Here is a 22,981-nt window from a genome sequence, read left to right on the forward strand (position 1 = left end):
TTTTGCTCCGGTAATTAGATTTCAATAACGCAATTTCCGGTTAACCCCGCTTTGTGAGGGAGTGTAATGAGTGAGTCTTTGATCAATAAAACTGGCAGTCACGGTATTTGTTCAGAAGATTTTCCGATTATCTTCCTCGGAAAAGAACTATTCTATTCAAATCAAACTCTAAGAAGCGTTCAAACTGAATATGGGATCTGCGCTTTTCGCTTCGAAACACTCGAGGCCATGCGCGAACATGTTCCGGACAGCGGCAAGATCGTCGTTGTGGATCAGATGTTGATCGAAGACCTGCTGGCGCGTCCCAGGGCATATACCAATAGTACAGGTTCCGGTTGCCTTGCCTTTGCCTATCGCAAGGAGGATTCGGCCAGACACATGTTCGAAAGCTGGAACCGTGCGCAGTTTGGAGATGTTGGCTTTCTGCCGATGAATGTCGCACCGGACGCGTGGCGCGCCATCCTCAGATTGCTGATGCATGAAGAACTATATCTTCCCAGTTTTCTGGCTGACTGTGTCTCTTCCCCCTGTCAACAAGCGACTGATAGACCTCGGGGCCGGGAAACTATTGCATCGAACGGCGTGGATCGGCATGCACAATACTCCAAGCTGACACGCCGCGAAAAGCAGGTTCTGCAACTGGTCTCACAAGGCAAAAGCAACAAACTGATTGCGGCCAAGCTGGGCATCACAGAACACACGGTCAAGCTGCACATGCATAATGTTGTCGGCAAGATCGGTGTCAGCAACCGGACGGCGGCGGCTCATTTCTATTTCGAGGTTGCGCCTCATGAGGCGCAGCAGACAGCCTTTGACTGATCCTTTTGAAGCCCGGTTCGACCGCCTGATCCTTTTGGTCGGCAGGCTGAACTATATGTGGACCAACACCGAGAGCCTGTTGATCCACCTGATCGCCGGGCTGACCGACACGTCGAAGGACGTTGCCGTCATCATTTTCCTGACTTTGAACACCACCCGGGCGCGAATCGATCTGGTTGAAAGACTTGCAAAAATGGAAGGGCGTCCGGCCCTGATCCGCGATCCGATCCTTGAGCATACACAACGGCTGGCCAAGCTTTCTAGTATTCGCAACAAGTACAACCATTGCATCTATTCCTTCGACCCTGAAAGCGGAAACCCGAAAACAATCCTAATGCGGATTGCTGACCGCAAAACCGACATAAAACTCGGCCGTGAAGACACCGTCGACGAGAATGCCCTGCGCCAGATCGAAGCAGTCGTTGAACAGCTGTCAGCCGCAAACAGGGACATTTGGAAACTGATCCGACAATTGGGGTTTCCGGTTTAGGCTAACCATTATGGCACAATTGAACAGCGGAGTTTTGTGGGGTCATCGCAGCACCCGCAAGATCGCCGCCGCGCATTCGGCCAAGCACATGTAAGTCATTGCAAAATTTCGGAATTCTTGTGTGGTGCGGGCGGTGAGCACCATGTTTCTGTTGCAACATAGTGCAAATAAAGACGTACTCTGTTGCTAGTGTTGGGTTTTGCAAATTTGACTTGTAGCAACTTGTATCACCATGTTGCAAATCAACCCACAGCAAGTGTGGGGCAGATATGGCAAGAGGCGATAACTGGCTTTCCGTAACTCAAGTAAAGAACGTGCCTTCCGGCAGCGTCATTCAAGACGGCGGCGGGCTATCCCTAAAAACGTCAAAGAATGGCGGGCGCTGGTTTTACCGATTCCAAATCAACGGCAAGCGTCGGGACATGGGGTTGGGTTCATATCCTGACATGTCGCTATCGGACGCGCGCAGGGAGCGTTCAAAGTGGGCCGCTTATGCTGAGCGCGGCGAAGATCCGATTCCAGAGCGTGAGCGTCAGAGACTTGAAGCGGAGAACAGCCAAAACGACCCGACCTTTGAGGAAGTGGCGGCAGTAGTGTTTGAGGCGCGGAAGGAAAGTCTTCGCGGTGATGGTGTGTGCGGACGCTGGTTCTCCCCCTGAAAGCTCTATGTAACGTCAAGATTGGCAAGCGCCGTGTCAGCACCCTAGCTGCGCGTGACATTCACGACGCGCTGAAACCGATCTGGCGCATCAAACACGAAACCGCAGACAAAGCCCTCTATCGAAAACGGATGGTGCTACGTCAGGCGAAGCTTATGGACTACGAGGCAAAACCGTTCATCTGTGACAAAGCTCGTCATATGCTCGGATATGCAGATCGGGTTTCACAGCCCCTTCCCGCGACACCATGGCAAGAAGTTCCTGATTTATATTCGAGGCTCGACAAAGAACACCCCTCTTACCTGGATCAGCGCTTCACGATTTTGACGGCGGCGCGGGGAATGCCGGTGCGCGGGGCTCGTTTCAGTGAGATTGACGGCGACGTGTAGACTGCCCCGCAAGAACGGATGAAGGGAGAACGGGGCAAGGTGCAAGATTTCCGCATTCCGCTCTCAAACGAAGCGCTGAACGTCGTCGAGCAATGCAGATCCACGGCCCGAAACGACTTCCTTTTTCCCAGCCCCCGCGCTGCGGGCGGTGTAAGCGACGTAGCAGTGTCAATGGTATTGAAGCATTTGAATGAAGCCGGGCGTGTCAATGGCTTCCACACGTCGTTCAGGACGTGGGTGCAGGATACCGAGGCGGCAGGGTTCGAAGTCGCTGAAACTGCGCTGGCCCATATAGTCGGCAACAAGGTCGAGCGGGCCTATGCGCGCTCGGATCTGCTGGATAAGCGGCGCATCCTCATGCAATAGTGGGCCGATTACGTGAGCCAGACTGAGGCAAAGGTCGTGCAGCTTCGCGGTTAGATCGGCTGCGGCTCGGTTCGTTTACGACACAATTTTTGTGCACTCTGGGGGCTAGACCTAGAAACAAGCATATTTCAACTGCAGTTTCACACCAAATTGCGGACGGTCGGCTAAATTTGGGCTGAGACCGAATTGCGGACGAAGCACCAAGTCGCTGCGGCTGCGCCAAGGCCTGCTTTTGCCAGGCTGTCATCCATTCCCCGTTTGATGTGAGTACGCATCTGCGTCAAACCATCATCGTGAAGCCTGAACTTCCATCTCATGGTTCAAATCCCATTCCTCCCAACCATGGATTTTGAGAGGATTGCCACTGGTTGCGTCATGCCCCGTGAAAGTCCACAGAAAGAGCGCGTGCTGCCCGGAAATGCGCACGTCATCGCAGGTGAGCGTCAGGTCTGGCACATCTATGAAAAAGCCATCTGCCATATCCTGCACCCGGTCCCGACCGGACCACGGCTCACCCAGATTGATCACGATCTCGCCGTCCTGGGCATAAAATGAAGCAACGGCCTCAGCGGATTTCGAGTTCCAGGCATTTGTGTAATCCTGTGCCATTTGCGCGATTTTCATGGTGTCCATCTTAACTTCCTCTGTGACTTCAGTTGTCTCAGGAATGTCACCGAACCACTACGTTTGCGCTTGAGGAAGACCTTGGGAAACTCTTAGGATTTTCCTGTGATTGACCCAATTGCGAAAGAAGACACAGTGCGAGCTATGCAAAAGTACAAGTTTGGCAGTTTTGTTCTCGACCCCGAGCAGCACAGTCTGATGCATTCAGGAGCACCGGTTTCGATTGAACCGAAGGTGTTCGATCTCTTGTTGCTTTTGGTGAAAAACGCAGGTGAGTTGATCAGCCGCGACACATTGATCGAACGCATCTGGCAAGGGCGTATTGTCTCAGAATCTGCGATCAGCGCCTGCGTTGCCGCAGCGCGACGCGCGGTCGGCGATGACGGGCAATCTCAGGCAGTAATCCGAACCGTGGCGCGGCGCGGCTTTTTATGTTGTGCCGAGGTGGAGGTTGTTGAAACCGCTGATGATGCCCAATCCAGAGAGCTTTCGCTACGGCTCCAGTTCACGAAAAACCGCGAAGACAAGTCTCTCGCCTATACCGTAACAGGCGAAGGGCCTCCGATCATCTACACGACTTTTGGCGGAACCAGTATCGAAGCCGACTGGAATTCCCCGTTTTTTCGCCCGTTGCTCGACGCAATCCGCGCGAATAACACGCTGGTACGCTTCGACGAAATGGGCAGCGGCCATTCTGATCTTGAAATGGACTCCGCAGGGGTCGAGGCCGTCGCCTATGATCTGTTGAGTGTTGCCGATGCCATCGGGCTGGACCGGTTCAGCTTGTTCAGCCAATCGGGCTCGGCCCTTTCCGCGGTATTTCTGGCCGCGCACTATCCAGACCGGGTTCAATCCATGGTTTTGAATGGCGGTTATGTTGAAGGCCGGAATGTGCGGCAGAATACCACTGGCACCCCAGAAATGCTGGGCATGATCTCCGAAGGGTGGGATAAGCCGGATAGCAGCTTCCTATAGGCCTATTCGTTGCTTTACTTCCCAGAAGGCCCGCTGGATCTGGCCAAGGATATCGTCGAGATCCTGCAAAAGTCCTGTCCGGCAGAAAACATGTTGCGCATGCGGAAATCGCATAGCGATGCGTCGGTGGCTGACCTCTTGCCCATGGTGCAATGCCCAACGTTGATCGTTCATGCCCGCAACGATTCAATCCACCCGCTGTCCCAGGCCCGCAAATTGGCCGCAGGCATCGCAAGTTCTGAACTACTGGTTCTGGATTCGGCAAATCACGGTCCCATGCCCAAAAGCCCGGATTGGAACGCATTTCTGGAGGCCACGCTGAGCTTCTTAAATGGGAATATGGATCACTTTAGAAAGCCAAATACTCAGTAGCGATCAGCGCTACTTCTACCCAATCTGTGCACAGCTACTTAACAACTTCAGACATTCACCCAACGCGCGGCATCAGTTGCTTTGGGCTCAAAGTGGACCTTCGCTGTATCTGCGATGAATGTCTGCCATGCGGACTTGCCCGACGTTCGCACCTAATGTGTTTATCCACCCGAATGGCCAAAACATTGTCATTCACGATCATCGCAGCGAATGATGGCTTTGAACTTGAATCTTGCATGTCAGCTGTCATTTCGATCCGATTCAGTTTCGCTACCGTAACTAAAACAGCGCAAGGTTAAAAAAGGAAGTAGGCCAATGAAACAAGTTAGTGTTCTGAAGCTAAGTAAGCTTGTGAGTTCGGCGTTGTTGGCCGTGGCTATAACGACTCAATGCGCCTTGGCATGCACAGGAATCGTTCTTAAGTCGGCAGACGGCACAACAGTGCCTGCGCGGACCATGGAATTTGGTTTTGACATTCAGTCAAATATTTTTGCGGTTCCATCCGGGACATCGATTGAAACACTCGGTTTGAATCCTGATGTGACGGGCTTCGCGTACGAGGCAAAATACGGCTTTCTAGGTGCAAACGGATTGGACATGCCAATTGTGTTTGATGGCGTTAACACAGAAGGCTTATACTTTGGCGCTTTTTACTTTGCCGGTGACGCGGTATTCTCTGAATTGACGGGTGAAAATCGCGACCGTGCCGTTTCATCCGAAGAAATGGGAAACTGGATTCTTGGCCAGTTCTCCACAGTCGCTGAAGTTAAAGCGGCACTTCCATCCATTGACGTCGTGGGTACGTACGTGGCCGAAATTGACGGATTTGCGCCGTTTCACTATGCGGTGACAGACTCAACGGGCGCCTCAATTGTTATTGAGTACACCAAGAGCGGCCTTACAGTTTATGACAACACAGTTAATGCTGTCACAAACAACCCATCTTACGATTGGCACCTGACCAATCTCAGAAATTATGTTGGCCTCCAAAGTGAAAATCGCGGTTTGATGACAGTAGGCTCAGAAAACATCGCGCCATTCGGACAAGGCAGCGGCCTGTTGGGCTTGCCGGGTGACCATTCATCTCCAGCTCGATTTGTCCGAGCTGTTGCTTTCGCGAACACATCTCTTCCGTCTGATGACGTTGACGACGCAATATTTAAAGCATTCCACATCTTGAACGTTTTTGACATTCCAAAGGGCTCTATTCGCGAGGCAGTTGGCGATGGCATACACACTGACTACACACTATGGACGTCAGCAGCTGACACAACCAACGCGCGTTACTTTTATAAAACGTATTTGACCCAAAGCGTTGAGAGCATTGACGTTAAAAAAGCTGTGTCGTCGATAAAAGAGCCTACAACGCTTATCATGGAAAGTGGTTTCAAGGTCCGTGACAGAACGGGTGAGTTTTAATATCGATGACTGGTAAATTTCTTTTTTTGATTGCCCGATTGGTGGACTCGGCTCCGCCAAGGGCATCTGAGGCAAATGCGACAGCATCGAAATACGAACCCCGTAATTGACGGTCAAATTTTGGTCGCAACCGGTACTCACTACCTCATGAGATCGAAGACTTAGGCAAAATATCTGCCCGCTGTAACGACTGCTCCGGGCTCGGTGCAGACGTTCGCCCAAATATCGCGAGCGACCGCAATGCGGACAAGTTTGCCGTTGGCTCTTTGGTTGCTGAGGACCGGTCTCAGCCCGAAGTGGACATTGGATTTGAGGCGCACTTGTCGGGTCAGCGGAAAAAGCTGTCAGCTTGGATGATCGTCTTTTCTATAGCGCAAAATTGTTAGTGGCTTTCTAATAGAACCAAGAAAAGCTGCACGCCAAAAACACTGCAATACTCTCGGAATCGAAAGTGTCTGAGAAAGAGACTGAAGACTTAACTGCGTCTATGAAGACACTGTCCGGTACACGGTTGCCCAAGCTCCAATCTTATGGCTTCATTCCTGCAGGTCAGGTCATGAAACCAACCGCCACGCGCTGCAACCTACGTGAATATCCGCGGCATGTCCGAAGGGAACTCAAGAATCCATTGAAGTAGCCAAGACTGACCCCCTTAAGAAACAAAGAGTGAATGGAGTGACCTAGATTCTAAAAAAGTAGTTTTTAGGTTGCAAGCGCATCTGCCTAAAAAAGTCTGTTCCGAGTAGTTTCGAAATCTCCGCATGGCGCCGGTTGTCAAAATTTTCTTGTTTTCAGCACAGTAAGGCGCTGTATCTTGAGAAGAAAGGACCAGCGTTTGGCCCCGGGAGATTTTACAATGGAATTGATTACAGAACAGCTGCGCGCCTTCCCGATCATGGCACTGTTTCTTTGTCTGGGTCTGGGATACGGCGTAGGGAAGTTTCGGGTCGGCAAGTTCGAACTGGGGGGCATCGCTGGTACGTTGTTGGTGGCGGTCTTCATTGGCCAAATCGGCGGTATCAACCTTAGCACCGATGTTCAGAATGTTTTCTTTTCCCTCTTCATTTTTATGGTTGGCTATAATGGCGGGCCTCAATTTTTTGCGGCTTTGAACCGAACTGCGCTGACCAAGTTACTTGCCGCGTTTATGATGACCCTCTGGGGGTTGTTCTTTGTTATTGTTGTTGCTCGGTTGGCCGGCTTGGATAAAGGGTTGGCGGCTGGATTGGCCGCTGGTGGCCTGACACAATCTGCAATCATCGGCACCGCTGGAAATGCCATAGATCTGCTTGGGTTGGCCGCAGATGAGGCGGAAAAGTTGAAAACCAACATCGCCGTAGGATACTCGGTTACTTATATCTTCGGCTCGATCGGCCCAATTTTGGCAGTTAGTGTCATTCCAATCATCATGCGTGTCGACCTGCGGCAAGAAGCGATTAAGCTGGCTCAGAAACTCAGCGGCGGCGGTCGCAAACTAGAGGAAGGTGAGTTCCTTCCTATGAACCGGTTTGACGCCCGAGCCTATCAGGTAAATGCCGATGCAACCATTGCCGGAAAACCCGTTAAAGACATCGAAAGCGGCTATGATGGTGATCTGATCGTTGAACGGTTACTCCACGATGGCGCTCCTGTGGATCCGAATCCTGAAACAGTGGTCAATGCAGGAGACGTTGTGGTCGTCTCTGGCCTCGTAGCGACTTTGACCCAGTTCGAGGTTAGCGCCAGTGGTGAAATCGGAGAGTATCCTCCTGAACTGACGGTTGTAGAGGAACGCCGTAACGTAGTGGTCACCAACCGCAAACTGACTGGCAAAACCTTGGCAGAATTGAGCGAGGCTCTGACAGCGGATCAGAGGCGCGGTGTTCACATCTCAAAGATCACCCGCATGGGCCATGATGTCCCTGTCCTGCACAACACTGAGATCCACGCAGGTGACGAGGTCAGCATTGTCGGACACAAGGACGATCTGAATCGAGTTGCGAAAGTAGCGGGCTACGTTCCGCCTTCGGCCTCGGTAACCAATTTCATTGCATTGGGGATCGGCGTGGCCATCGGCTATCTGATAGGAGAAATCAGTTTTGTCATCGCAGGAACGAAGGTGGCTTTAGGGTCCGGCCTCGGATGCCTGGTTACAGGGTTGATCATCGGTTATATGCGCATCCGGCGACCCAAGATCGGTGGTATTAACCGTGGAGCCGCTAATTTCCTTCAGAGCTTTGGATTAGCTGTGTTTGTTGGTGTCGTTGGCCTCAATGCAGGCAAGCCCGCACTAGAGGCGATTCAGGAATATGGGATCACGCTGCTGCTGTTGGGTGTGGTGGTTACATTGATGCCCATGATCGTGCAGTTCCCAATCAACTATTTCGCCCTGCGTATTAAAAACCCGATTGAGGCCTGTGCGGTTGTGACCGGATCACGCTCGGGCAATCCCGGTTTTGCGACACTATTGGAAAAGGCCGGGAACTCGACTCCCACACCAGCCTTCACCATGACCTATGCTGTGGCCAACATCTTCCTGACGCTCTGGGGGCCGTTGGTTGTGGCTTTTGTTCCGTAAGTCAAACCGGAAATGGGCACGACAACCGGGATCCTAACTTGGAAGGGTGGGATCAGCGTGTGTGGCAATCATCACGCTGATCCGTTCCTCATTACTAGGGTTAGATTTCAACCGTGCAAAGGCAGTCCTTTCGAGGCACGGTAGGCCTGCACGTAACCGGTGGCCACTGCGCGCACCGCTCTTCCGATCTGGCGGTAAGCACTATCATCCAAATTGGCGAACGATACCCGCGCCGACCAATTGGGCGCGTCAAAGCCCGATCCATTCAGCAAAACGATCCCGTGGTCCTGAGCCAGTTTGAAGGATATATCTAGCGGGTGGACATTCTCCTTGATCCATTCGACCACCTCTTCGCCCACGTATTTTCGGAGCCAGAATTCGAAGTCGATGATACCGTAGTATTTGTCGAATAGCGGGTTATCGGGAACTTCGATGCCCATCCCTTCGACCAACTCGTCAAAGCGATGTTTCAGAATACCCCAGCAGAATTTCTGATAGGCTTTCTCTTCGTCCATAAGCTCGACCAGTGAAAACAAGGTCATCATCACCTGTTGCGGCAGCGATAGACCTGCAGTGTGGTTCAGCGCAACATCGCGGCTGTCGGCGACGATCCGGTCAATGAACTTGAACGAGGATGGATCAGGCGTCAACGTTTCGTACCGTGCGTTGACAACGGCCTTGGTTTCGTCCGGAGCCTCCGCAATCATCTTGTCGAAGATGTTGTTCTCGGCCACCAAAATCGCGCCCAAACGCCACCCGGTGCAACCGAAATACTTGGAGTACGAATAGACCCCGATGGTATTCTCAGGCAGGTGCCCCAAGATGGACTGAAAGTTTGGAACAAAGGTCCCGTAAACATCGTCAGTCAGAATGATCAGGTCCGGGCGGCGGTTCTTTACGAACTCGACAAGTCGGGTCGTGACCTCGGGGCTGATAGCGACTGAAGAGGGGTTGCCCGGGTTGACCAGAAATAGTGCTTTGACTTTCGGGTCGGACAAAATTTCGAAATCATCGTCGTTCAGTTGAAAGTGGTCCTCTTCTTTCGAAGATACATCCACTGTGTTCAGCCCATAGTCTTCAAGTACCGGCATTTCCAGATAGGGCGTGAAAATCGGTGTACCCAACGCAATGGTGTCGCCGGCATTCAGCAACCGCTGGTTCTTGAGTGCTTTGAAGATGTAACACATCGCAGCGGTTCCACCCTCAACAGCGTAGATCTCGAACTTCGCATCCGGTCGGTGCCCCGCGCACATCGCCCACATAACGTATTCGTGGACAATCGCCTCGTTGTGCTCCATGCACCGGTCGGGCATCGGGTAGTGGTCGCCAACAATACCGTCGGTCAGCTCGAGCACGAAATCGTCCGGTGTAAAACCAAATCTCTCAAGCGCAAAATCCACTACGGCCACCAAAGTTTCCGCACCTGGAGGACCGTTTCCTTCAACCGAATTGGCGCAATATGCTTTTAGCCGGTCATAGCAACCTGGCCCTTGCGGCATCCCAGCCAAACCGACCTTCGGCTCATTCCGATGGCGCAGCGCTTCTGTCATGGCGAACTGCCCCAAAAGGAAAAATGCCTCCCTAGCTTTGGTGGCGATCCAGTTAGGGTTCCCTCGACCGGCATTAAGGTATGGCAGAGCCATCTGCCGCGCCTCTTTTTGCGCCAACATGATAAGTTCGTCCTTGATTTGAAAAGGACTTAGGTTTTCAAATTTATGCAGGTTGAGCGATTCTGGCATGACATCAAATCCTTGCGTTGAAACAAATGACGTAGTTTAGCGGATCGCATGCAAGGCAATGTGTCAATGAAAACAACACTAATTGACGGGACCAGCGTAAAACCGAGGAACCCATGTATTCCTTGCAAAACTTATCTGAAACCATTTTTCAAGGCAGACAGAGTGATGGAAATTGCGCCGAGGCTCTGGGCTCGGATTTGAATTCTCACGAAAATCTGCAAAGTCAGCTATCTGCGCATCGCTGACATTGGTGCTTTCAACAGCATCGGTTGGTTTGGGCTCGGTACAGACGTTCGGCAGAATTCAGTGAATGTCTGCCTTGCGGGACAAACCGGACTTTTGGGATTTCGCATGCTGGTGACGCAGAAAGCGTTCGCGCCCGCAGCAATGTGTTTTCGGCAATGCAGCGGACATCTATTTGCGAGCGTTTGCACGGGCATAAACCGGTAAAGTCCAAACCGCCCGTTCACTGCAGTCAGCACTGACCATCGTGGAGCGCAACGTTGCGGAAAGGTTCGAGCTCAAGCCGAACCTTGATACAACACTAAGCCTGTCGATCTGTCCGAAAGTACTCACATATCACGGCAAGAGGTACCGAAGGGCCGTATCTCAAAAAAAAGCACTTCTCAAATTGTACGTTTTTGTAGGATCAAACCATGTCCCGAGGCTTAATGCAGAACATGATTTGGGTTTGATGCACCCATACCAAAGCCAACTACACCGAGCATTGCTAAACTGTTACGGCCCGCAACACTTGATCGCGCGTCAGGTCATCTCGTGTGCCTTTGACCATGACTTCGCCACGTCGCAACACAACAAACCTGTCGGCAAGATCATATGCGAAGTCGAAATACTGCTCGACTAAGACAATTGCCATTCCGCTCGTCTTTCTGAGGTGCCGGATCACTTCGCCAATCTGTTGGATTATGTTCGGCTGAATACCTTCGGTTGGCTCATCCAGCAGCAGCAGGCGCGGTTTTGTGATCAGTGCACGCGCGATGGCCAACTGTTGCTGCTGCCCGCCGGAAAGGTCTCCCCCGCGCCGGTTCTGCATTTTTTTGAGGACCGGGAACATATCAAAAATACCATCTGGGACGAAATGTTCGCTGGCAGGCAGACAGGAGAAACCTGTTTCCAGATTTTCTCGAACCGTGAGCAATGGGAATATTTCGCGACCTTGGGGGACAAATGCCACACCTTTCCAGGCCATCTGATGAGCAGGTAAGATACCCATTTGCTTTCCGTCAAGCTCCAGTTCGCCACCGGAACGGGGATGCGTCCCTGAGATTGCCTTCATCAGACTGGTTTTTCCGACACCGTTGGTCCCCATGACGCACGTTACTTCACCCTGCAAAGCTTCCATGGAAATCCCATTGAGGATTTGCGAGTGCCCATAGTGCAAAGTCAGATCGGTCAGCTTCAACATTTTCTAGCGCCCCAGATAGACATCGATGACGTCCTGATTTGATGTCACGTGATCAAGACTGCCCTCGGCTAATACGGATCCTTCATGCAAAACCGTTACTTTGCAGTTCAGGCGCCTGACAAATTCCATGTCATGTTCAACGACCACAACCGCGCGGGTCCTTGCAGCTTGAACCAGCAAGTCTGTGGTATGTTCGCGCTCTTGCGGGGTCATGCCTGCGGCGGGTTCGTCAACCAACAGCAGACGTGGGTCCTGCGCAAGCAGCATACCAATTTCCAACCATTGCTTCTGCCCGTGGCTCAGTTCACCTGACTTCCGGCTCAGTTCCAGATAAAGCCCAATTTCGGTGGCTAGGTCCTCGACCTTCTGCAAATCACTTTTGGACGGACGGTAAAGCAGCACACCAACCCAGCCACGATTTTTCTTGAGCGCCATAAGTAGATTATCGCGCACGGACTGATCCTCGAAAACCGTGGGCTTCTGAAACTTCCGCCCGATTCCCGCCTGCGCGATTTTTGCCTCGGTCATATCCAACAAAGATACGGACTTTTCACCCCATATGATCCGCCCCTCATCTGGCCGGGTCTTGCCGGTGATGATGTCCATAAACGTAGTCTTGCCAGCCCCATTCGGGCCAATCACGGAACGTAGCTCCGCTTCACCAATCTGGAAGGACAAGTTGTTGATAGCGCGGAACCCGTCGAAGGTAACCGATACGCCACTTACTTCTAACAAGGTGCTCATTGGCTGGCCTCTTTCTCACGCAAAGCGCCTTCATCCGGCCCCAGATTAGCACCATGCCGATCAGGATGACGCTGGTTGGTATACAAGTCGAACAAACCTCCGATACCTTGCGGAGCAAACAGCGTGACCAGCACAAAGGACACACCCAGCAGCACTTGCCACCAGTCGACCCATTTGATCGTGTAAAAGCCAAGCAGGATATCCGGGGCCTGCCCGCCCGTGAACCACGTGCTCAGCAGGCTGACAAAAGCCGCGCCGATGACCGCACCATACAGCCGGCCCCGCCCGCCGATGGCGACCCAGACGGCCAGATATATTGAGGCGATGGGGGCCATCTCCTCGGGGTTGACGATGCCAGCCTGCGGATAATACAGCGCACCCGCGATTGCGGCGATGCAAGCCGTCAGGGTGAAGACAGCCAACTTGTAGGCTTCGACCGAATAGCCGAGGAACCGAACCCGCGCCTCGTTGTCGCGAATTCCGCGCAGGACTGAGCCGAACTTGCCCGACACGATCCATGCCGCCAGCATGTAACCCAGCCCCAACGCCAAAGCCGAAGCCCATAGGAACCAGAGCGAAACGACGTCCTGAGAGACAGTGACACCGGGCAGGTTCTGCAAGCCTGACAAGCCATTGTTGCCGCGCAAACCGCTGTCGTTCTGAAACAGATACAAAGCCAGAGCCAGTGTCATTGCTTGCGTCAGGATCGACAGATAGACGCCGGTCACTCGACTGCGGAAGGCCAGCCAGCCAAAGATCAGTGCCAGCAGGCCAGGCACCACAACGACCAGTATCAACTGCAGCGTCAAGCTGTGCGAAAACGCCCAGATCAGCGGGAATTCGGATGATCCGACTACGCCGAAAATCTGAGTGCCGATGGCGTCCACAACTTCGGTAGGCGTTGGCGGGATGTCGGCTTGTGACAATGACTCGACCACGATCAGCCGGGTGCGTTCGTACATCAGCCACATGCCGATCATATAGCCACCGAGCCCGAAGAAAGCGAAATGGCCTAGTGATAGAATGCCGGTGAAACCCCAAACCAGATCCATCGCGACCGCGATCAGACACAGGCACAGGGTCTTGCCCAGCGTTTTGACGAAACTGGTTGAGATCACACCGATCCCGAACCCTTCGGACAGGACAGTTACACCCAGCGTGAACAGCGACAGGATGGCCAGAAAGACCAGTACAGATGGGTTCTTAGCAACAAAACTACGTTCCATGGTTCAATCCCCCGCCGCGCGACCTTTGAGGGCAATAATGCCTCGTGGTCGAAATTGGATGAAAATGATGATGAAGATGATCATGTAGGTTTGCGCCGCGAGCGTGTTCGACGGGTTCATCCACTCGATCCCTTTCTGCAGGAACCCGATCATCCCCGCGCCTGCCAGAGCGCCCCAGATGTTGCCGACACCACCGACAACTACGGTCATGAAACTTTGCACGATGTAGTCGTTGCCCAGATCCGATGTGACCTTGGCAAAAAGGCCAATGGCGACACCCGCGATGCCAGCAATGCCGGAGCCGAGACCGAAGGTCAGCATATTCACCCGCCCCGGGTTGATCCCCATTGATCCGGCCATGCGCGGGTTCTGTGTGACCGCACGCATCTCAAGCCCCAGCCTTGTCCGTTTCATGATATAAAGGAACAGCCCCAGAAAGATCAGCGCCAGTACGAAGATCGCAATGCGGATATAGCTGATCGAGACCACATCGTTCATCACCCAGGCTCCGTCCAGCCAACCCGGAGCTGTCAGAGGTCGAGCCTGTGTACCAAAGATGTTCTTTGCTAGTTGCTGCAAGGCAATCGAGATACCAAAGGTCGCCAGCAGTGTTTCCAACGGGCGGGCATAAAGCCAACGGATCACCAGGCGCTCCATAGCGACGCCCATGGCAAACGTGACGGCAAAGGCCATTGGGATGGCAACGATGATCGATACCGTATGGTCGGGGACGTACTGCTGAACGACATAGCCCGTATAGGCACCCATCATGATGAATTCGCCATGGGCCATGTTGATTACACCCATCACTCCGAAAGTGATGGCCAACCCAATTGCGGCAAGGAAATAGATCGAGGCCAGAGAGACTGCGTCCAACGTCAGGTCGAGCGTCTGGTTTAGGCCAACTTTCAGTTCGATCTTCTCTAACGCTTTTTCGGCAGCGGCGGTTACTTCGGTGGAAGGTTCGGCATAAGTCTCAAAAAACACATGCGCGCCCAGCGCCGTGTCGATATCGGCCTCAGTTACCAACTCAGGAACAAGTCCGGCTTCGGCCAGAGTGCTGTAGGCTTGCGCGCGCGCAGTATTCCCGTTCAGTTGCGCGACCGGGATGCCCCCTACGCGGCCACCATCAATGTTCGCAGCCAAAGCCAGGCGGAGGTCGTCAGGCAACACAGGGGGCGCAGCCAAGTCACTCGCGACCAACAGGTGGTATGCGTCATCCCGCGACAAAGCGTCTGATCCGGGTTCCAGAACGATGGCGACGTTAACATCCGATGGCAGGTCCGCAGCGGTCTTTCGTGAGGTCACGAGTAACGGGTTCAACGCCGCGCGGACGTCGACACCCAGATCGTTCGACATTTCTTCAATTGCAGCCACGCGGGCCGCAATGTCTTCGTCGTATCCAATAGTCAGCAGCCGTTCGAGCCGTTGCTTCTGGGCCTTCAAATCCACATCTGGCTCGTCCTCGATCGAGGCACGAAGAGGTTCGAGCAGCGCGCCTTCGGGATCACGTTGAATGGATTTTAGTGCGGCCAGGCGCTTCTTTCGGTCCGGGTCGGTCAACTGGAACTGCACCAGTGCTGTCCCGATCATAGCGCGGATACCGCTGTTGGGTTTCAATTGCTTCAGGTCGGATTTCTCAAAGGTACCGACCACTTCGCCCGTGTCGAAATCGATCAGGTCGTACAAACGCCCTTCGACCTTTCTTCCGGCAAAGAACAGACCATCAGACTTGCGCATCCACATGTCTTTGGCGGCCCATGTCTCAAGCATCACCTGCGCTTGCGGCAGCCCACTGGCGGCAAGCGCATCAATCGCCGGTTTGATCGTCTTGCGCGAACTTTTGACAATGATCTCCTGATGATCCTGCAAGATCGGCTGCAGGCCACCCTCTTGCGCGTTGGCGTTCAGGCAGGCGAAGAGAATTGCCAGGCCCGCAAGGAATAGTCTTAACATGTGTTGAAACCCGCGTGTCTTTGGGCAAGGCGGGCGATCGCACCCGCCTTGCATACGATTTAGTAGTTCGACAAAGTCTGAACGCAGCTCTCGGTCTCGGTGTTGTACATACCGCAGCCGAGATCTTTCCAATCCGATTTCAGCACTGACGATTCAGGCAGAAAGTCGGTCCATGCATCGCCCGGCACAACGTCGGTTTCGCTGATGATATCGAACTGGCCGTCTTCCTGAATCTCACCAATCAGAACCGGCTTAGCCAGATGGTGGTTCGGCAACATCACAGCAGTACCGCCGGTCAGGTTCGGGAATTCCTGCCCGTACATGGCGGCGCGCACAGCGTCTACTTCGGTCGAGCCGGCTTCGGTCGCGGCATTCACCCACATGTTGAAGCCTATGTAATGCGCCTCCATAGGATCGTTGGTCACCCGTTCGTCACCCATGGTGGCTTTCCAGGTTTCGACAAATTCGGCATTCACATCAGTATCCGCCGACTGGAAATAATTCCAAGCCGCCAAATGGCCGACGAGGTTGGTGGTATCGAGACCGGACAGTTCTTCCTCACCAACCGAAAAGGCCACGACCGGAATGTCATCTGCCGAAACACCGGCAGCAGCCAGTTCTTTATAGAAACCAATGTTGGCGTCTCCGTTGATGGTCGAGATCACACCAACCTTTTTGCCATCTTCGCCCAGTGCAACGACGTCAGATACGATCTTGGACCAGTCAGAATGGCCAAAGGGGGTGTAGTTGACGAAGATATCCGCGTCCGCAATACCCTTTTGCTTAAGGTAGCTTTCCAAAATATTGTTGGTGGTCCTGGGATAGACGTAGTCCGTGCCGAGCAGAGCGAATTTCTCGACCCCCAGTTCCTCCAGGAAATAATCGGTCGCAGGGATAGCCTGCTGGTTCGGGGCCGCACCGGTATAAAAGACATTTTTTGAGCTTTCTTCGCCCTCATACTGAACCGGATAGAACAGCAAACCATTCAGCTCTTCGATCACAGGCAGTACTGATTTGCGGCTGACCGAAGTCCAGTTGCCAAATATTACATCCACCTCGTGGACGGTCAGCAGCTCACGCGCTTTTTCCGCGAACAGCGGCCAATCCGATGCGGGATCCACAACAACGGCCTCAAGCTGCTTGCCTAAAAGACCACCTTTGGCGTTTTGCTGGTCGATCAGCATCAGCATGGTGTCTTTCAGAGTAGTCTCTGAGATTGCCATCGTGCCCGACAGCGAATGCAGCACTCCGACCTTGATCGTGTCTTCGTCCGACAACGCAGCGGTGGCTATGGCAGCAAAGACAACCGATCCGGCGAGCGTGGATTTGAGCGATTTCATGTAATCCTCCTGGCGGGGCCGGGAGAGAGGGCTTGCGCAAAGGCACACTCTTCTTCTACCTGATCCCCGCAACTGTTGTTGCGTTCCGTGTGGCGGCTGTGTTCGAGGTCCAATTCGCGCAGCCGTCACACACCCCCGGGTCATTTCCGCGGTGGCACCCATACGGTTTCTGCATTGCAGCAAGGTTGGCAACTTACCTTTAGCCCAATTTGGGAAATCGGCGAGAAGCGCATATTTTTTCATCTAAGTCGAAGGTTGCTGTCTAAAATTTAGACACACGATGTGAAAATAAGCTGATTCCGACACTGCGGATTAGTGTTCCGACACTTCAACAGAGAAACAGGTGGCACCAAACGACGCGCTAAAGGTGCCCTATTACACAAGTTGCAGCCATATTGCCCACGCATAGCACGGTACCGCCACGTGCTGCAGGCACCGTCAGCTTAAGTACCAAACAATTGGGCAACAGGACTGTGCTGGACAGATTTCGCCAGTCTGGGTCCTTTAAATGCCTATTCCCAAGAACGATCACACCTGATCTTGATGCGGTTCTTCTGAACACGGCGGGCGGTGTGACCGGAGGCGATTCATTCCGATTTTCTTGCAAGGCAGCAAAAAGCACGGCGCTGACCTTGACGACACAAGCCTGCGAGCGCGCCTACAAAGCCCAGCCCCAAGAATGGGGCCAGATTACAAATCATTTGACGGTTGAATCTGGTGCCCGGCTGAACTGGTTGCCGCAAGAAACCATTCTGTACAACGGCAGCGCTTTGGACCGACGCCTTAGGATCGACATGGGGCTTGATGCTGAAATGCTGATGGTCGAGCCGCTGGTCTTTGGGCGCGCTGCCATGGGCGAGACGCTGACCGGCATCCGCTTGCGCGATAGAATCGAGATTCGGCGCGAGGACACGCCAGTGTTTCTCGATGCGATTAGGTTCTCTGGTGATTGGCATACGCACGTATCCAAGCCGCATATTACAAACGGCGCAGGGGCGATGGCGCTAATCGTCTTAGCGTCGAGTTCTGCCGAAGGTCATCTGAAACCTGTGCGGGCAATGCTACCGGACACCGCAGGGGCAACCGTGATCCGGAAAGACCTATTGGTCATTCGCATTCTGGCAGACAACAGCTTTGCACTGCGTCGAACGCTGATACCAGTTCTACACCGTCTGAACAAAGACACATTGCCCCGATGCTGGATGCTCTGACATGAACCTGACCCCTCGTGAAAAAGACAAATTGCTGGTCGCCATGGCAGCCGAGGTCGCTCGAAAACGACTGGCCCGCGGCGTCAAGCTGAACCACCCCGAGGCCATTGCGTTGATAACCGACGCCGTGGTCGAAGGCGCGCGCGTTGGCCGTTCGGTCGCCGACATGATGCAAGCCGGGGCTGAAGTGATCTCCCGGGGCCAATGCATGGAAGGCGTGCCCGAGATGATCCACGAGGTGCAGGTTGAAGCCACTTTCCCGGATGGCACAAAACTTGTGACTGTCCACAACCCCATTCGCTAATTTCCAAAGGAGTCACCCATGAACCGTATGCTGTTTCCCGCTCTCATTCTGGCTGGTCCGGCCATGGCCCATTCGGATACCCAAGTTCACGCCCATGGCAGTGATTACGCCGCGCTCGCAGTTGGGTTGGCTTTGATCGCGGTCATCGCCATTACCGTGATTTTGAAGCTGCCGAAATGATCCCGGGTGAGATCATTCCGGCCGAAGGCTCACTGACGCTGAACGCAGGGCGCAGCAGCCGTCTTGTTATTGTCGCCAATACCGGCGACCGACCAATACAGGTCGGCAGCCACTACCATTTTTCCGAAGCAAACCCGGCTCTGGATTTTGATAGGTATGCAGCTTTGGGTATGCGGCTGGACATCCCGGCGGGCACTGCGGTGCGATTTGAGCCAGGCCAAACTCGCGAAGTTATGCTGGTGCCATTTGAGGGGCGCCGGCACATCTACGGTTTCAATATGCACATCATGGGGGCTTTGAAAGATGCCGGGCAAGATCAGCCGGAGTGACTATGCCTCCATGTTCGGCCCCACGGTCGGCGACAAAGTACGATTGGCAGATACCGATCTGATCATCGAAGTAGAAAAAGACCTTATCGTGGAGCGCGCAACGACTGCGCGTTTCAGCGAGACCGGTCACCGCGAAGATGTCTATGGGGAAGAGGTCAAGTTCGGTGGTGGTAAAGTCATTCGAGATGGGATGGGGCAGTCTCAGGCCACGCGTGCCGAAGGCGCCGTGGACACGGTGATCACCAATGCTCTGATCGTGGATCACTCGGGTATCTACAAGGCGGATGTCGGCCTAAAGGACGGGCGCATCGCCAAGATTGGCAAAGCCGGAAATCCGGATACACAGCCCGGCGTAGACATCATCATCGGCCCCGGCACCGAGGCCATCGCTGGCGAGGGTCGCATCCTGACGGCTGGCGGGTTCGACAGCCATATTCACTTCATCTGCCCTCAACAGATAGAGGACGCGCTGCATTCTGGCCTGACGACCATGCTTGGTGGCGGCACTGGCCCGGCACATGGCACTCTGGCGACCACATGCACCCCGGGCCCATGGCATATCGGCCGGATGTTGCAGGCGGCAGATGCTTTTCCCATGAATCTTGCTTTCGCGGGCAAGGGAAATGCTTCGCTTCCCGCTGCTCTAGAGGAACAGGTAAAAGCCGGAGCTTGTGCCCTGAAACTGCACGAGGACTGGGGCACGACTCCGGCGGCCATCGACTGCTGCCTTGCGGTCGCTGATGCGATGGACGTTCAGGTGATGATCCACACCGACACGCTCAACGAATCCGGGTTTGTTGAAAATACAGTTGCCGCGATAAAGGGCCGTACTATCCACGCTTTCCATACCGAAGGCGCGGGCGGCGGCCACGCCCCCGACATCATCAAAATCTGCGGTGAGGACCATGTCCTACCCTCCTCTACCAACCCGACGCGGCCCTTTACGGTGAACACGGTAGAGGAACATCTCGACATGCTGATGGTCTGCCATCACCTCGACAAATCCATCCCCGAGGATGTGGCTTTTGCTGAAAGCCGCATTCGGCGTGAAACCATCGCGGCTGAAGATATCCTGCACGACATGGGTGCCTTCAGCATCATCGCTTCTGACAGTCAGGCGATGGGGCGCGTTGGCGAAGTTCTAATTCGCACCTGGCAAACGGCTGATAAAATGAAGAAACAGCGAGGCCGCCTGCCGGAGGAATCCGGTGACAACGACAACCTGCGCGTTCGCCGTTACATCGCCAAGTACACGATTAACCCTGCGGTTGCCCATGGCCTCAGCCACGAGATTGGCAGTATCGAGGAAGGAAAACGCGCCGACCTGGTCCTATGGGACCCTGCCTTTTTTGGAGTGAAGCCTGAGATGGTTTTGCTAGGCGGCACCATCGTTTGTGCACAGATGGGTGATCCCAATGCTTCGATACCCACCCCGCAGCCGGTTTATAGTCGGCCAATGTTCGGTGCCTATGGTCGATCCGTTGAAAACTCAGCAATCACCTTTGTGTCGCAAGCCGCGCTGGCGGACGGGATCGGTGATACACTAGGATTGGCAAAGCAGACCGTGGCTGTCCAAAACACGCGAGAGATTGGCAAACAGGATCTTCTGCTCAACAACGCGACACCTCATGTCGAAGTTGATCCAGAAACCTACGAAGTCCGGGCAGATGGCGAATTGCTGACCTGCCAACCCGCCGAAGTACTGCCCATGGCACAGCGATACTTTATGTTCTGACTAAAAATTATGCTGCATTGCACAGCGCGCAACGCAGAAATGACCAAACACCCACTTCAATGTGAGGCCGATATGACAGATATTAATGCCCAAGGGAGGACCAACGTTTACGAGGGTCCAAATGGCACACTCAGCAACACAATCTCACGCACGCTTTTCGCTGCCCGGTCTGATCGCGTCCATCACAGCATCAGTCTACGGGGCTCTGATCAGTGTGGCCGAAGCTCAATCGCGCGTTCGGCAAGTCGAATTCCTGCAATCGCTCAGCGACGAAGAGTTGAAAAAACGCGGCCTATCACGCGAACGGATCGTGCACCGGGTGTTTGCGGATTCAATCTGGCTCTGACTATTTCTGCTCCAGAGGAGGCGACGGTATGACCGCCCTGCTCTGCACCGCACGCCGTTACTCGGATCATATGCACAGCGACTCCGCAGATTGCCTGTCGCTGACTTATGACGATCGTTTTTTGCGTCGCAAGGTTCTGACCTGTGAAAGTGGCGAACAAATACTCGTCGATCTGGCGCAAACCACCTCGTTGAACCACGGTGGCACGTTGATTCTGGACGACGGTCGCGAAGTGGAAATACAGGCTGCACCCGAAGCACTGCTTGAGGTTTCCGCTCCGGACCTGACACGCATCGCGTGGCATATTGGCAATCGCCACACGCCCTGCCAGATCGAAAAGGATCGTCTGCTGATCCAGATCGATCATGTGATCCGAGATATGCTATTGAAAATCGGAGCCGCAGTGCGCGAGGTGCACGAACCGTTCAACCCCGAAGGCGGAGCCTATGGCCACGGCAGGACACATGGCCACGCCCACTGACGCCGATATCCTGACGCTGACCCAGTGGTTGTCTCCGGCATACCCTGTGGGGGGATTTGCTTATTCTCATGGGTTGGAAGCTGCAATTGACGAAGGAGCGGTCGCCAGTTCCCAAGACGCCGAAGCCTGGGTTTCAGATGCGCTGGAACACGGATCTGGATGGAATGATACTCTGTTCGTGGTGTCCGCATACAACGCGCGGGACAAAGATGAACTTTTTAGCATCGATGCCAAGGCACGGGCTATCTGCGCGTCATCCGAAAGGAAAATGGAAACCGAACTGCTGGGACAGGCATTCGGGACTGTCACAGGAGAGGTCTGGGATATGGACATCCAACAGCTTTCCTACCCAGTTTCAGTAGGTCACGCCGCGCGTCTACAAAACCTCCCCCTACTGCTGACGACGAAGATGTATCTACAAGCATTCGCAAGCAACTTGGTCGCTTGCGCAACGCGTCTTGTGCCGCTGGGGCAAACCGACGCGCAGAAACTAATCCGTAATTTGACACCGCTATGTGCTCATATCGTCGAAAAGGCGCAAATGGCAGGCTTGGAAGAATTGAGTTCGACTGCGTTCCTGACGGACATCGCGTCGATGAGACACGAAATACAGTATTCAAGGATATTCCGAACATGAGCAGTATGAACGGCCCTCTTCGCGTTGGCATCGGCGGTCCGGTTGGAGCCGGAAAGACCACTTTGACCGCTGCCTTGTCTGAAGCCCTGCGCGATGCTTGTTCAGTGAGCGTCATCACCAATGACATTTACACGCAGGAGGATGCCGAAGCGCTGGTGCGCATGCAGGTCCTTCCCCAAGATCGGATTATCGGCGTCGAAACGGGCGGTTGCCCACATACAGCAATCCGCGAGGACGCATCGATAAACCTTGCAGCTGTCGCTGAAATGCAGGAACGCCATCCCGATCTTGATATCGTTCTGATCGAAAGCGGCGGCGACAATCTGTCGGCTACTTTCAGCCCGGAACTCGCAGACCTTACAATCTATGTGATCGACGTCGCCGCTGGAGAGGAAATCCCGCGAAAAGGCGGACCGGCAATAACAAAATCCGACATCCTGGTCATAAACAAAACCGATCTGGCGCCGCATGTAGGCGCTTCACTGGAGGTAATGGAACGAGATGCAGCCAGAATGCGCAAAGGGCGGCCATTTTTGTTCTCGTCCCTTCGCCACAAAAAAGGGGTCGACGCAATTGTTGACCTCTTGGTGAAGCAGGGTGGGGTAATAATTTCAGAAGTGAATTAGCTCCCAGAACGGAGATGCCAAATTGTCGGCA

The 22,981-nt window shown here is 53.8% G+C and carries 25 protein-coding genes; 18 read left to right on the forward strand and 7 right to left on the reverse strand.

Annotation, left to right across the window (positions count from 1 at the left end; all coding sequences use genetic code 11):
* Positions 1 to 228: 228 nt before the first annotated feature.
* The 5 genes from D1823_RS08865 to D1823_RS08885 all read left to right on the forward strand — a co-directional run bounded on the left by D1823_RS08865 (position 229) and on the right by D1823_RS08885 (position 2,723).
* Positions 229 to 819, forward strand: a complete 591-nt coding sequence (locus D1823_RS08865; protein WP_162896799.1) for a response regulator transcription factor — start codon at positions 229 to 231, stop codon at positions 817 to 819.
* On the forward strand, positions 812 to 1,309 hold the full coding sequence (locus tag D1823_RS08870; protein WP_117869575.1) for a hypothetical protein: 498 nt from the start codon (positions 812 to 814) through the stop codon (positions 1,307 to 1,309). Before D1823_RS08865 ends, D1823_RS08870 begins: the two co-directional genes overlap by 8 nt.
* 269 nt (positions 1,310 to 1,578) lie before the next feature.
* Positions 1,579 to 1,968 carry an Arm DNA-binding domain-containing protein gene (locus tag D1823_RS08875; protein ID WP_117869576.1) on the forward strand — a complete coding sequence of 130 codons (390 nt, stop codon included), beginning with the start codon at positions 1,579 to 1,581 and terminating at the stop codon, positions 1,966 to 1,968.
* A complete protein-coding gene (locus D1823_RS08880) occupies positions 1,944 to 2,357 on the forward strand; it encodes a hypothetical protein (RefSeq protein ID WP_117869577.1) in 414 nt (137 codons plus the stop codon). Before D1823_RS08875 ends, D1823_RS08880 begins: the two co-directional genes overlap by 25 nt.
* Positions 2,358 to 2,375: 18 nt before the next feature.
* Positions 2,376 to 2,723: a hypothetical protein gene (locus tag D1823_RS08885; RefSeq protein WP_117869578.1), complete on the forward strand. Its 348-nt coding sequence runs from the start codon at positions 2,376 to 2,378 to the stop codon at positions 2,721 to 2,723.
* Between the two features lie 288 nt (positions 2,724 to 3,011).
* Here the strand turns inward: D1823_RS08885 and D1823_RS08890 are convergent, their stop codons facing one another.
* Complete coding sequence (locus D1823_RS08890; RefSeq protein ID WP_205511949.1) at positions 3,012 to 3,356, reverse strand: nuclear transport factor 2 family protein; 345 nt, start codon at positions 3,354 to 3,356, stop codon at positions 3,012 to 3,014.
* 135 nt (positions 3,357 to 3,491) lie between these two features.
* Here D1823_RS08890 and D1823_RS08895 point away from each other — a divergent pair, with 135 nt between their 5' ends.
* The 4 genes from D1823_RS08895 (at position 3,492) to aspT (ending at position 8,670) form a co-directional block, all read left to right on the forward strand.
* Positions 3,492 to 4,322: a winged helix-turn-helix domain-containing protein gene (locus D1823_RS08895; RefSeq protein WP_117869579.1), complete on the forward strand. Its 831-nt coding sequence runs from the start codon at positions 3,492 to 3,494 to the stop codon at positions 4,320 to 4,322.
* A 9-nt stretch (positions 4,323 to 4,331) separates the two neighbouring features.
* On the forward strand, positions 4,332 to 4,694 hold the full coding sequence (locus tag D1823_RS08900; RefSeq protein WP_117869580.1) for an alpha/beta fold hydrolase: 363 nt from the start codon (positions 4,332 to 4,334) through the stop codon (positions 4,692 to 4,694).
* Positions 4,695 to 5,009: 315 nt separating this feature from the next.
* Positions 5,010 to 6,113 carry a linear amide C-N hydrolase gene (locus D1823_RS08905; protein WP_058276868.1) on the forward strand — a complete coding sequence of 368 codons (1,104 nt, stop codon included), beginning with the start codon at positions 5,010 to 5,012 and terminating at the stop codon, positions 6,111 to 6,113.
* Between the two features lie 856 nt (positions 6,114 to 6,969).
* Complete coding sequence (gene aspT, locus D1823_RS08910; protein WP_117869581.1) at positions 6,970 to 8,670, forward strand: aspartate-alanine antiporter; 1,701 nt, start codon at positions 6,970 to 6,972, stop codon at positions 8,668 to 8,670.
* Positions 8,671 to 8,777: 107 nt separating this feature from the next.
* On the opposite strand, the gene D1823_RS08915 is transcribed toward aspT, so the two are convergent.
* From D1823_RS08915 to urtA, 6 genes are all read right to left on the reverse strand, one after another.
* Positions 8,778 to 10,409, reverse strand: a complete 1,632-nt coding sequence (locus tag D1823_RS08915; protein ID WP_117869582.1) for a bifunctional aspartate transaminase/aspartate 4-decarboxylase — start codon at positions 10,407 to 10,409, stop codon at positions 8,778 to 8,780.
* Positions 10,410 to 11,139: 730 nt separating this feature from the next.
* Positions 11,140 to 11,835 carry an urea ABC transporter ATP-binding subunit UrtE gene (urtE, locus tag D1823_RS08920; protein ID WP_117869583.1) on the reverse strand — a complete coding sequence of 232 codons (696 nt, stop codon included), beginning with the start codon at positions 11,833 to 11,835 and terminating at the stop codon, positions 11,140 to 11,142.
* Positions 11,836 to 11,838: 3 nt separating this feature from the next.
* On the reverse strand, positions 11,839 to 12,579 hold the full coding sequence (urtD, locus tag D1823_RS08925) for an urea ABC transporter ATP-binding protein UrtD (protein WP_117869584.1): 741 nt from the start codon (positions 12,577 to 12,579) through the stop codon (positions 11,839 to 11,841).
* On the reverse strand, positions 12,576 to 13,805 hold the full coding sequence (urtC, locus tag D1823_RS08930) for an urea ABC transporter permease subunit UrtC (protein WP_117869585.1): 1,230 nt from the start codon (positions 13,803 to 13,805) through the stop codon (positions 12,576 to 12,578). The genes urtD and urtC overlap by 4 nt, the downstream gene beginning before the upstream one ends.
* Before the next feature lie 3 nt (positions 13,806 to 13,808).
* Complete coding sequence (gene urtB, locus D1823_RS08935) at positions 13,809 to 15,761, reverse strand: urea ABC transporter permease subunit UrtB (RefSeq protein ID WP_117869586.1); 1,953 nt, start codon at positions 15,759 to 15,761, stop codon at positions 13,809 to 13,811.
* A 59-nt stretch (positions 15,762 to 15,820) separates the two neighbouring features.
* A complete protein-coding gene (gene urtA, locus D1823_RS08940) occupies positions 15,821 to 17,101 on the reverse strand; it encodes an urea ABC transporter substrate-binding protein (protein ID WP_117869587.1) in 1,281 nt (426 codons plus the stop codon).
* A gap of 473 nt (positions 17,102 to 17,574) precedes the next feature.
* On the opposite strand from urtA, the gene D1823_RS08945 reads away from it, so the two are divergent.
* From D1823_RS08945 to ureG, 9 genes are all read left to right on the forward strand, one after another.
* Positions 17,575 to 18,312 (forward strand): urease accessory protein UreD, encoded by a 738-nt coding sequence (locus D1823_RS08945; protein ID WP_256369673.1) that lies wholly within the window; start codon positions 17,575 to 17,577, stop codon positions 18,310 to 18,312.
* A gap of 1 nt (position 18,313) precedes the next feature.
* A complete protein-coding gene (locus D1823_RS08950; protein WP_117869589.1) occupies positions 18,314 to 18,616 on the forward strand; it encodes an urease subunit gamma in 303 nt (100 codons plus the stop codon).
* Between the two features lie 18 nt (positions 18,617 to 18,634).
* On the forward strand, positions 18,635 to 18,796 hold the full coding sequence (locus D1823_RS21890) for a hypothetical protein (protein WP_158506935.1): 162 nt from the start codon (positions 18,635 to 18,637) through the stop codon (positions 18,794 to 18,796).
* Entirely contained in the window at positions 18,793 to 19,125 is a 333-nt protein-coding gene (locus D1823_RS08955) for an urease subunit beta (RefSeq protein ID WP_117869590.1), read from the forward strand. The genes D1823_RS21890 and D1823_RS08955 overlap by 4 nt, the downstream gene beginning before the upstream one ends.
* Positions 19,100 to 20,860, forward strand: coding sequence for an urease subunit alpha (ureC, locus tag D1823_RS08960; protein WP_117869591.1), 1,761 nt, complete (start codon positions 19,100 to 19,102; stop codon positions 20,858 to 20,860). Before D1823_RS08955 ends, ureC begins: the two co-directional genes overlap by 26 nt.
* 121 nt (positions 20,861 to 20,981) lie before the next feature.
* Entirely contained in the window at positions 20,982 to 21,206 is a 225-nt protein-coding gene (locus D1823_RS08965; RefSeq protein ID WP_117869592.1) for a DUF1127 domain-containing protein, read from the forward strand.
* A gap of 28 nt (positions 21,207 to 21,234) precedes the next feature.
* The gene (locus D1823_RS08970; RefSeq protein ID WP_117869593.1) at positions 21,235 to 21,687 is read left to right on the forward strand and encodes an urease accessory protein UreE; all 453 of its coding nucleotides are present in this window, start codon (positions 21,235 to 21,237) and stop codon (positions 21,685 to 21,687) included.
* Positions 21,671 to 22,324, forward strand: coding sequence for an urease accessory protein UreF (locus tag D1823_RS08975; RefSeq protein WP_117869594.1), 654 nt, complete (start codon positions 21,671 to 21,673; stop codon positions 22,322 to 22,324). Before D1823_RS08970 ends, D1823_RS08975 begins: the two co-directional genes overlap by 17 nt.
* Positions 22,321 to 22,950 carry an urease accessory protein UreG gene (ureG, locus tag D1823_RS08980; RefSeq protein WP_117869595.1) on the forward strand — a complete coding sequence of 210 codons (630 nt, stop codon included), beginning with the start codon at positions 22,321 to 22,323 and terminating at the stop codon, positions 22,948 to 22,950. The genes D1823_RS08975 and ureG overlap by 4 nt, the downstream gene beginning before the upstream one ends.
* Positions 22,951 to 22,981: the final 31 nt, after the last annotated feature.

Source organism: Ruegeria sp. AD91A (assembly GCF_003443535.1).
In the GTDB taxonomy this organism is placed as follows: Bacteria; Pseudomonadota; Alphaproteobacteria; order Rhodobacterales; family Rhodobacteraceae; genus Ruegeria.

Bases quoted from the DNA above. Each gene is read 5' to 3' on its own strand.
- D1823_RS08865 (WP_162896799.1), top strand. From the start codon at position 229: ATGCGCGAACATGTTCCGGACAGCGGCAAGATCGTCGTTGTGGATCAG.
- D1823_RS08875 (WP_117869576.1), top strand. From the start codon at position 1,579: ATGGCAAGAGGCGATAACTGGCTTTCCGTAACTCAAGTAAAGAACGTG.
- D1823_RS08885 (WP_117869578.1), top strand. From the start codon at position 2,376: ATGAAGGGAGAACGGGGCAAGGTGCAAGATTTCCGCATTCCGCTCTCA.
- D1823_RS08890 (WP_205511949.1), bottom strand. From the start codon at position 3,356: ATGGACACCATGAAAATCGCGCAAATGGCACAGGATTACACAAATGCC.
- D1823_RS08895 (WP_117869579.1), top strand. From the start codon at position 3,492: ATGCAAAAGTACAAGTTTGGCAGTTTTGTTCTCGACCCCGAGCAGCAC.
- D1823_RS08905 (WP_058276868.1), top strand. From the start codon at position 5,010: ATGAAACAAGTTAGTGTTCTGAAGCTAAGTAAGCTTGTGAGTTCGGCG.
- aspT (WP_117869581.1), top strand. From the start codon at position 6,970: ATGGAATTGATTACAGAACAGCTGCGCGCCTTCCCGATCATGGCACTG.
- D1823_RS08915 (WP_117869582.1), bottom strand. From the start codon at position 10,409: ATGCCAGAATCGCTCAACCTGCATAAATTTGAAAACCTAAGTCCTTTT.
- urtE (WP_117869583.1), bottom strand. From the start codon at position 11,835: ATGTTGAAGCTGACCGATCTGACTTTGCACTATGGGCACTCGCAAATC.
- urtD (WP_117869584.1), bottom strand. From the start codon at position 12,579: ATGAGCACCTTGTTAGAAGTAAGTGGCGTATCGGTTACCTTCGACGGG.
- urtC (WP_117869585.1), bottom strand. From the start codon at position 13,805: ATGGAACGTAGTTTTGTTGCTAAGAACCCATCTGTACTGGTCTTTCTG.
- urtB (WP_117869586.1), bottom strand. From the start codon at position 15,761: ATGTTAAGACTATTCCTTGCGGGCCTGGCAATTCTCTTCGCCTGCCTG.
- urtA (WP_117869587.1), bottom strand. From the start codon at position 17,101: ATGAAATCGCTCAAATCCACGCTCGCCGGATCGGTTGTCTTTGCTGCC.
- D1823_RS08950 (WP_117869589.1), top strand. From the start codon at position 18,314: ATGAACCTGACCCCTCGTGAAAAAGACAAATTGCTGGTCGCCATGGCA.
- D1823_RS21890 (WP_158506935.1), top strand. From the start codon at position 18,635: ATGAACCGTATGCTGTTTCCCGCTCTCATTCTGGCTGGTCCGGCCATG.
- D1823_RS08955 (WP_117869590.1), top strand. From the start codon at position 18,793: ATGATCCCGGGTGAGATCATTCCGGCCGAAGGCTCACTGACGCTGAAC.
- ureC (WP_117869591.1), top strand. From the start codon at position 19,100: ATGCCGGGCAAGATCAGCCGGAGTGACTATGCCTCCATGTTCGGCCCC.
- D1823_RS08965 (WP_117869592.1), top strand. From the start codon at position 20,982: ATGGCACACTCAGCAACACAATCTCACGCACGCTTTTCGCTGCCCGGT.
- D1823_RS08970 (WP_117869593.1), top strand. From the start codon at position 21,235: ATGACCGCCCTGCTCTGCACCGCACGCCGTTACTCGGATCATATGCAC.
- D1823_RS08975 (WP_117869594.1), top strand. From the start codon at position 21,671: ATGGCCACGCCCACTGACGCCGATATCCTGACGCTGACCCAGTGGTTG.
- ureG (WP_117869595.1), top strand. From the start codon at position 22,321: ATGAGCAGTATGAACGGCCCTCTTCGCGTTGGCATCGGCGGTCCGGTT.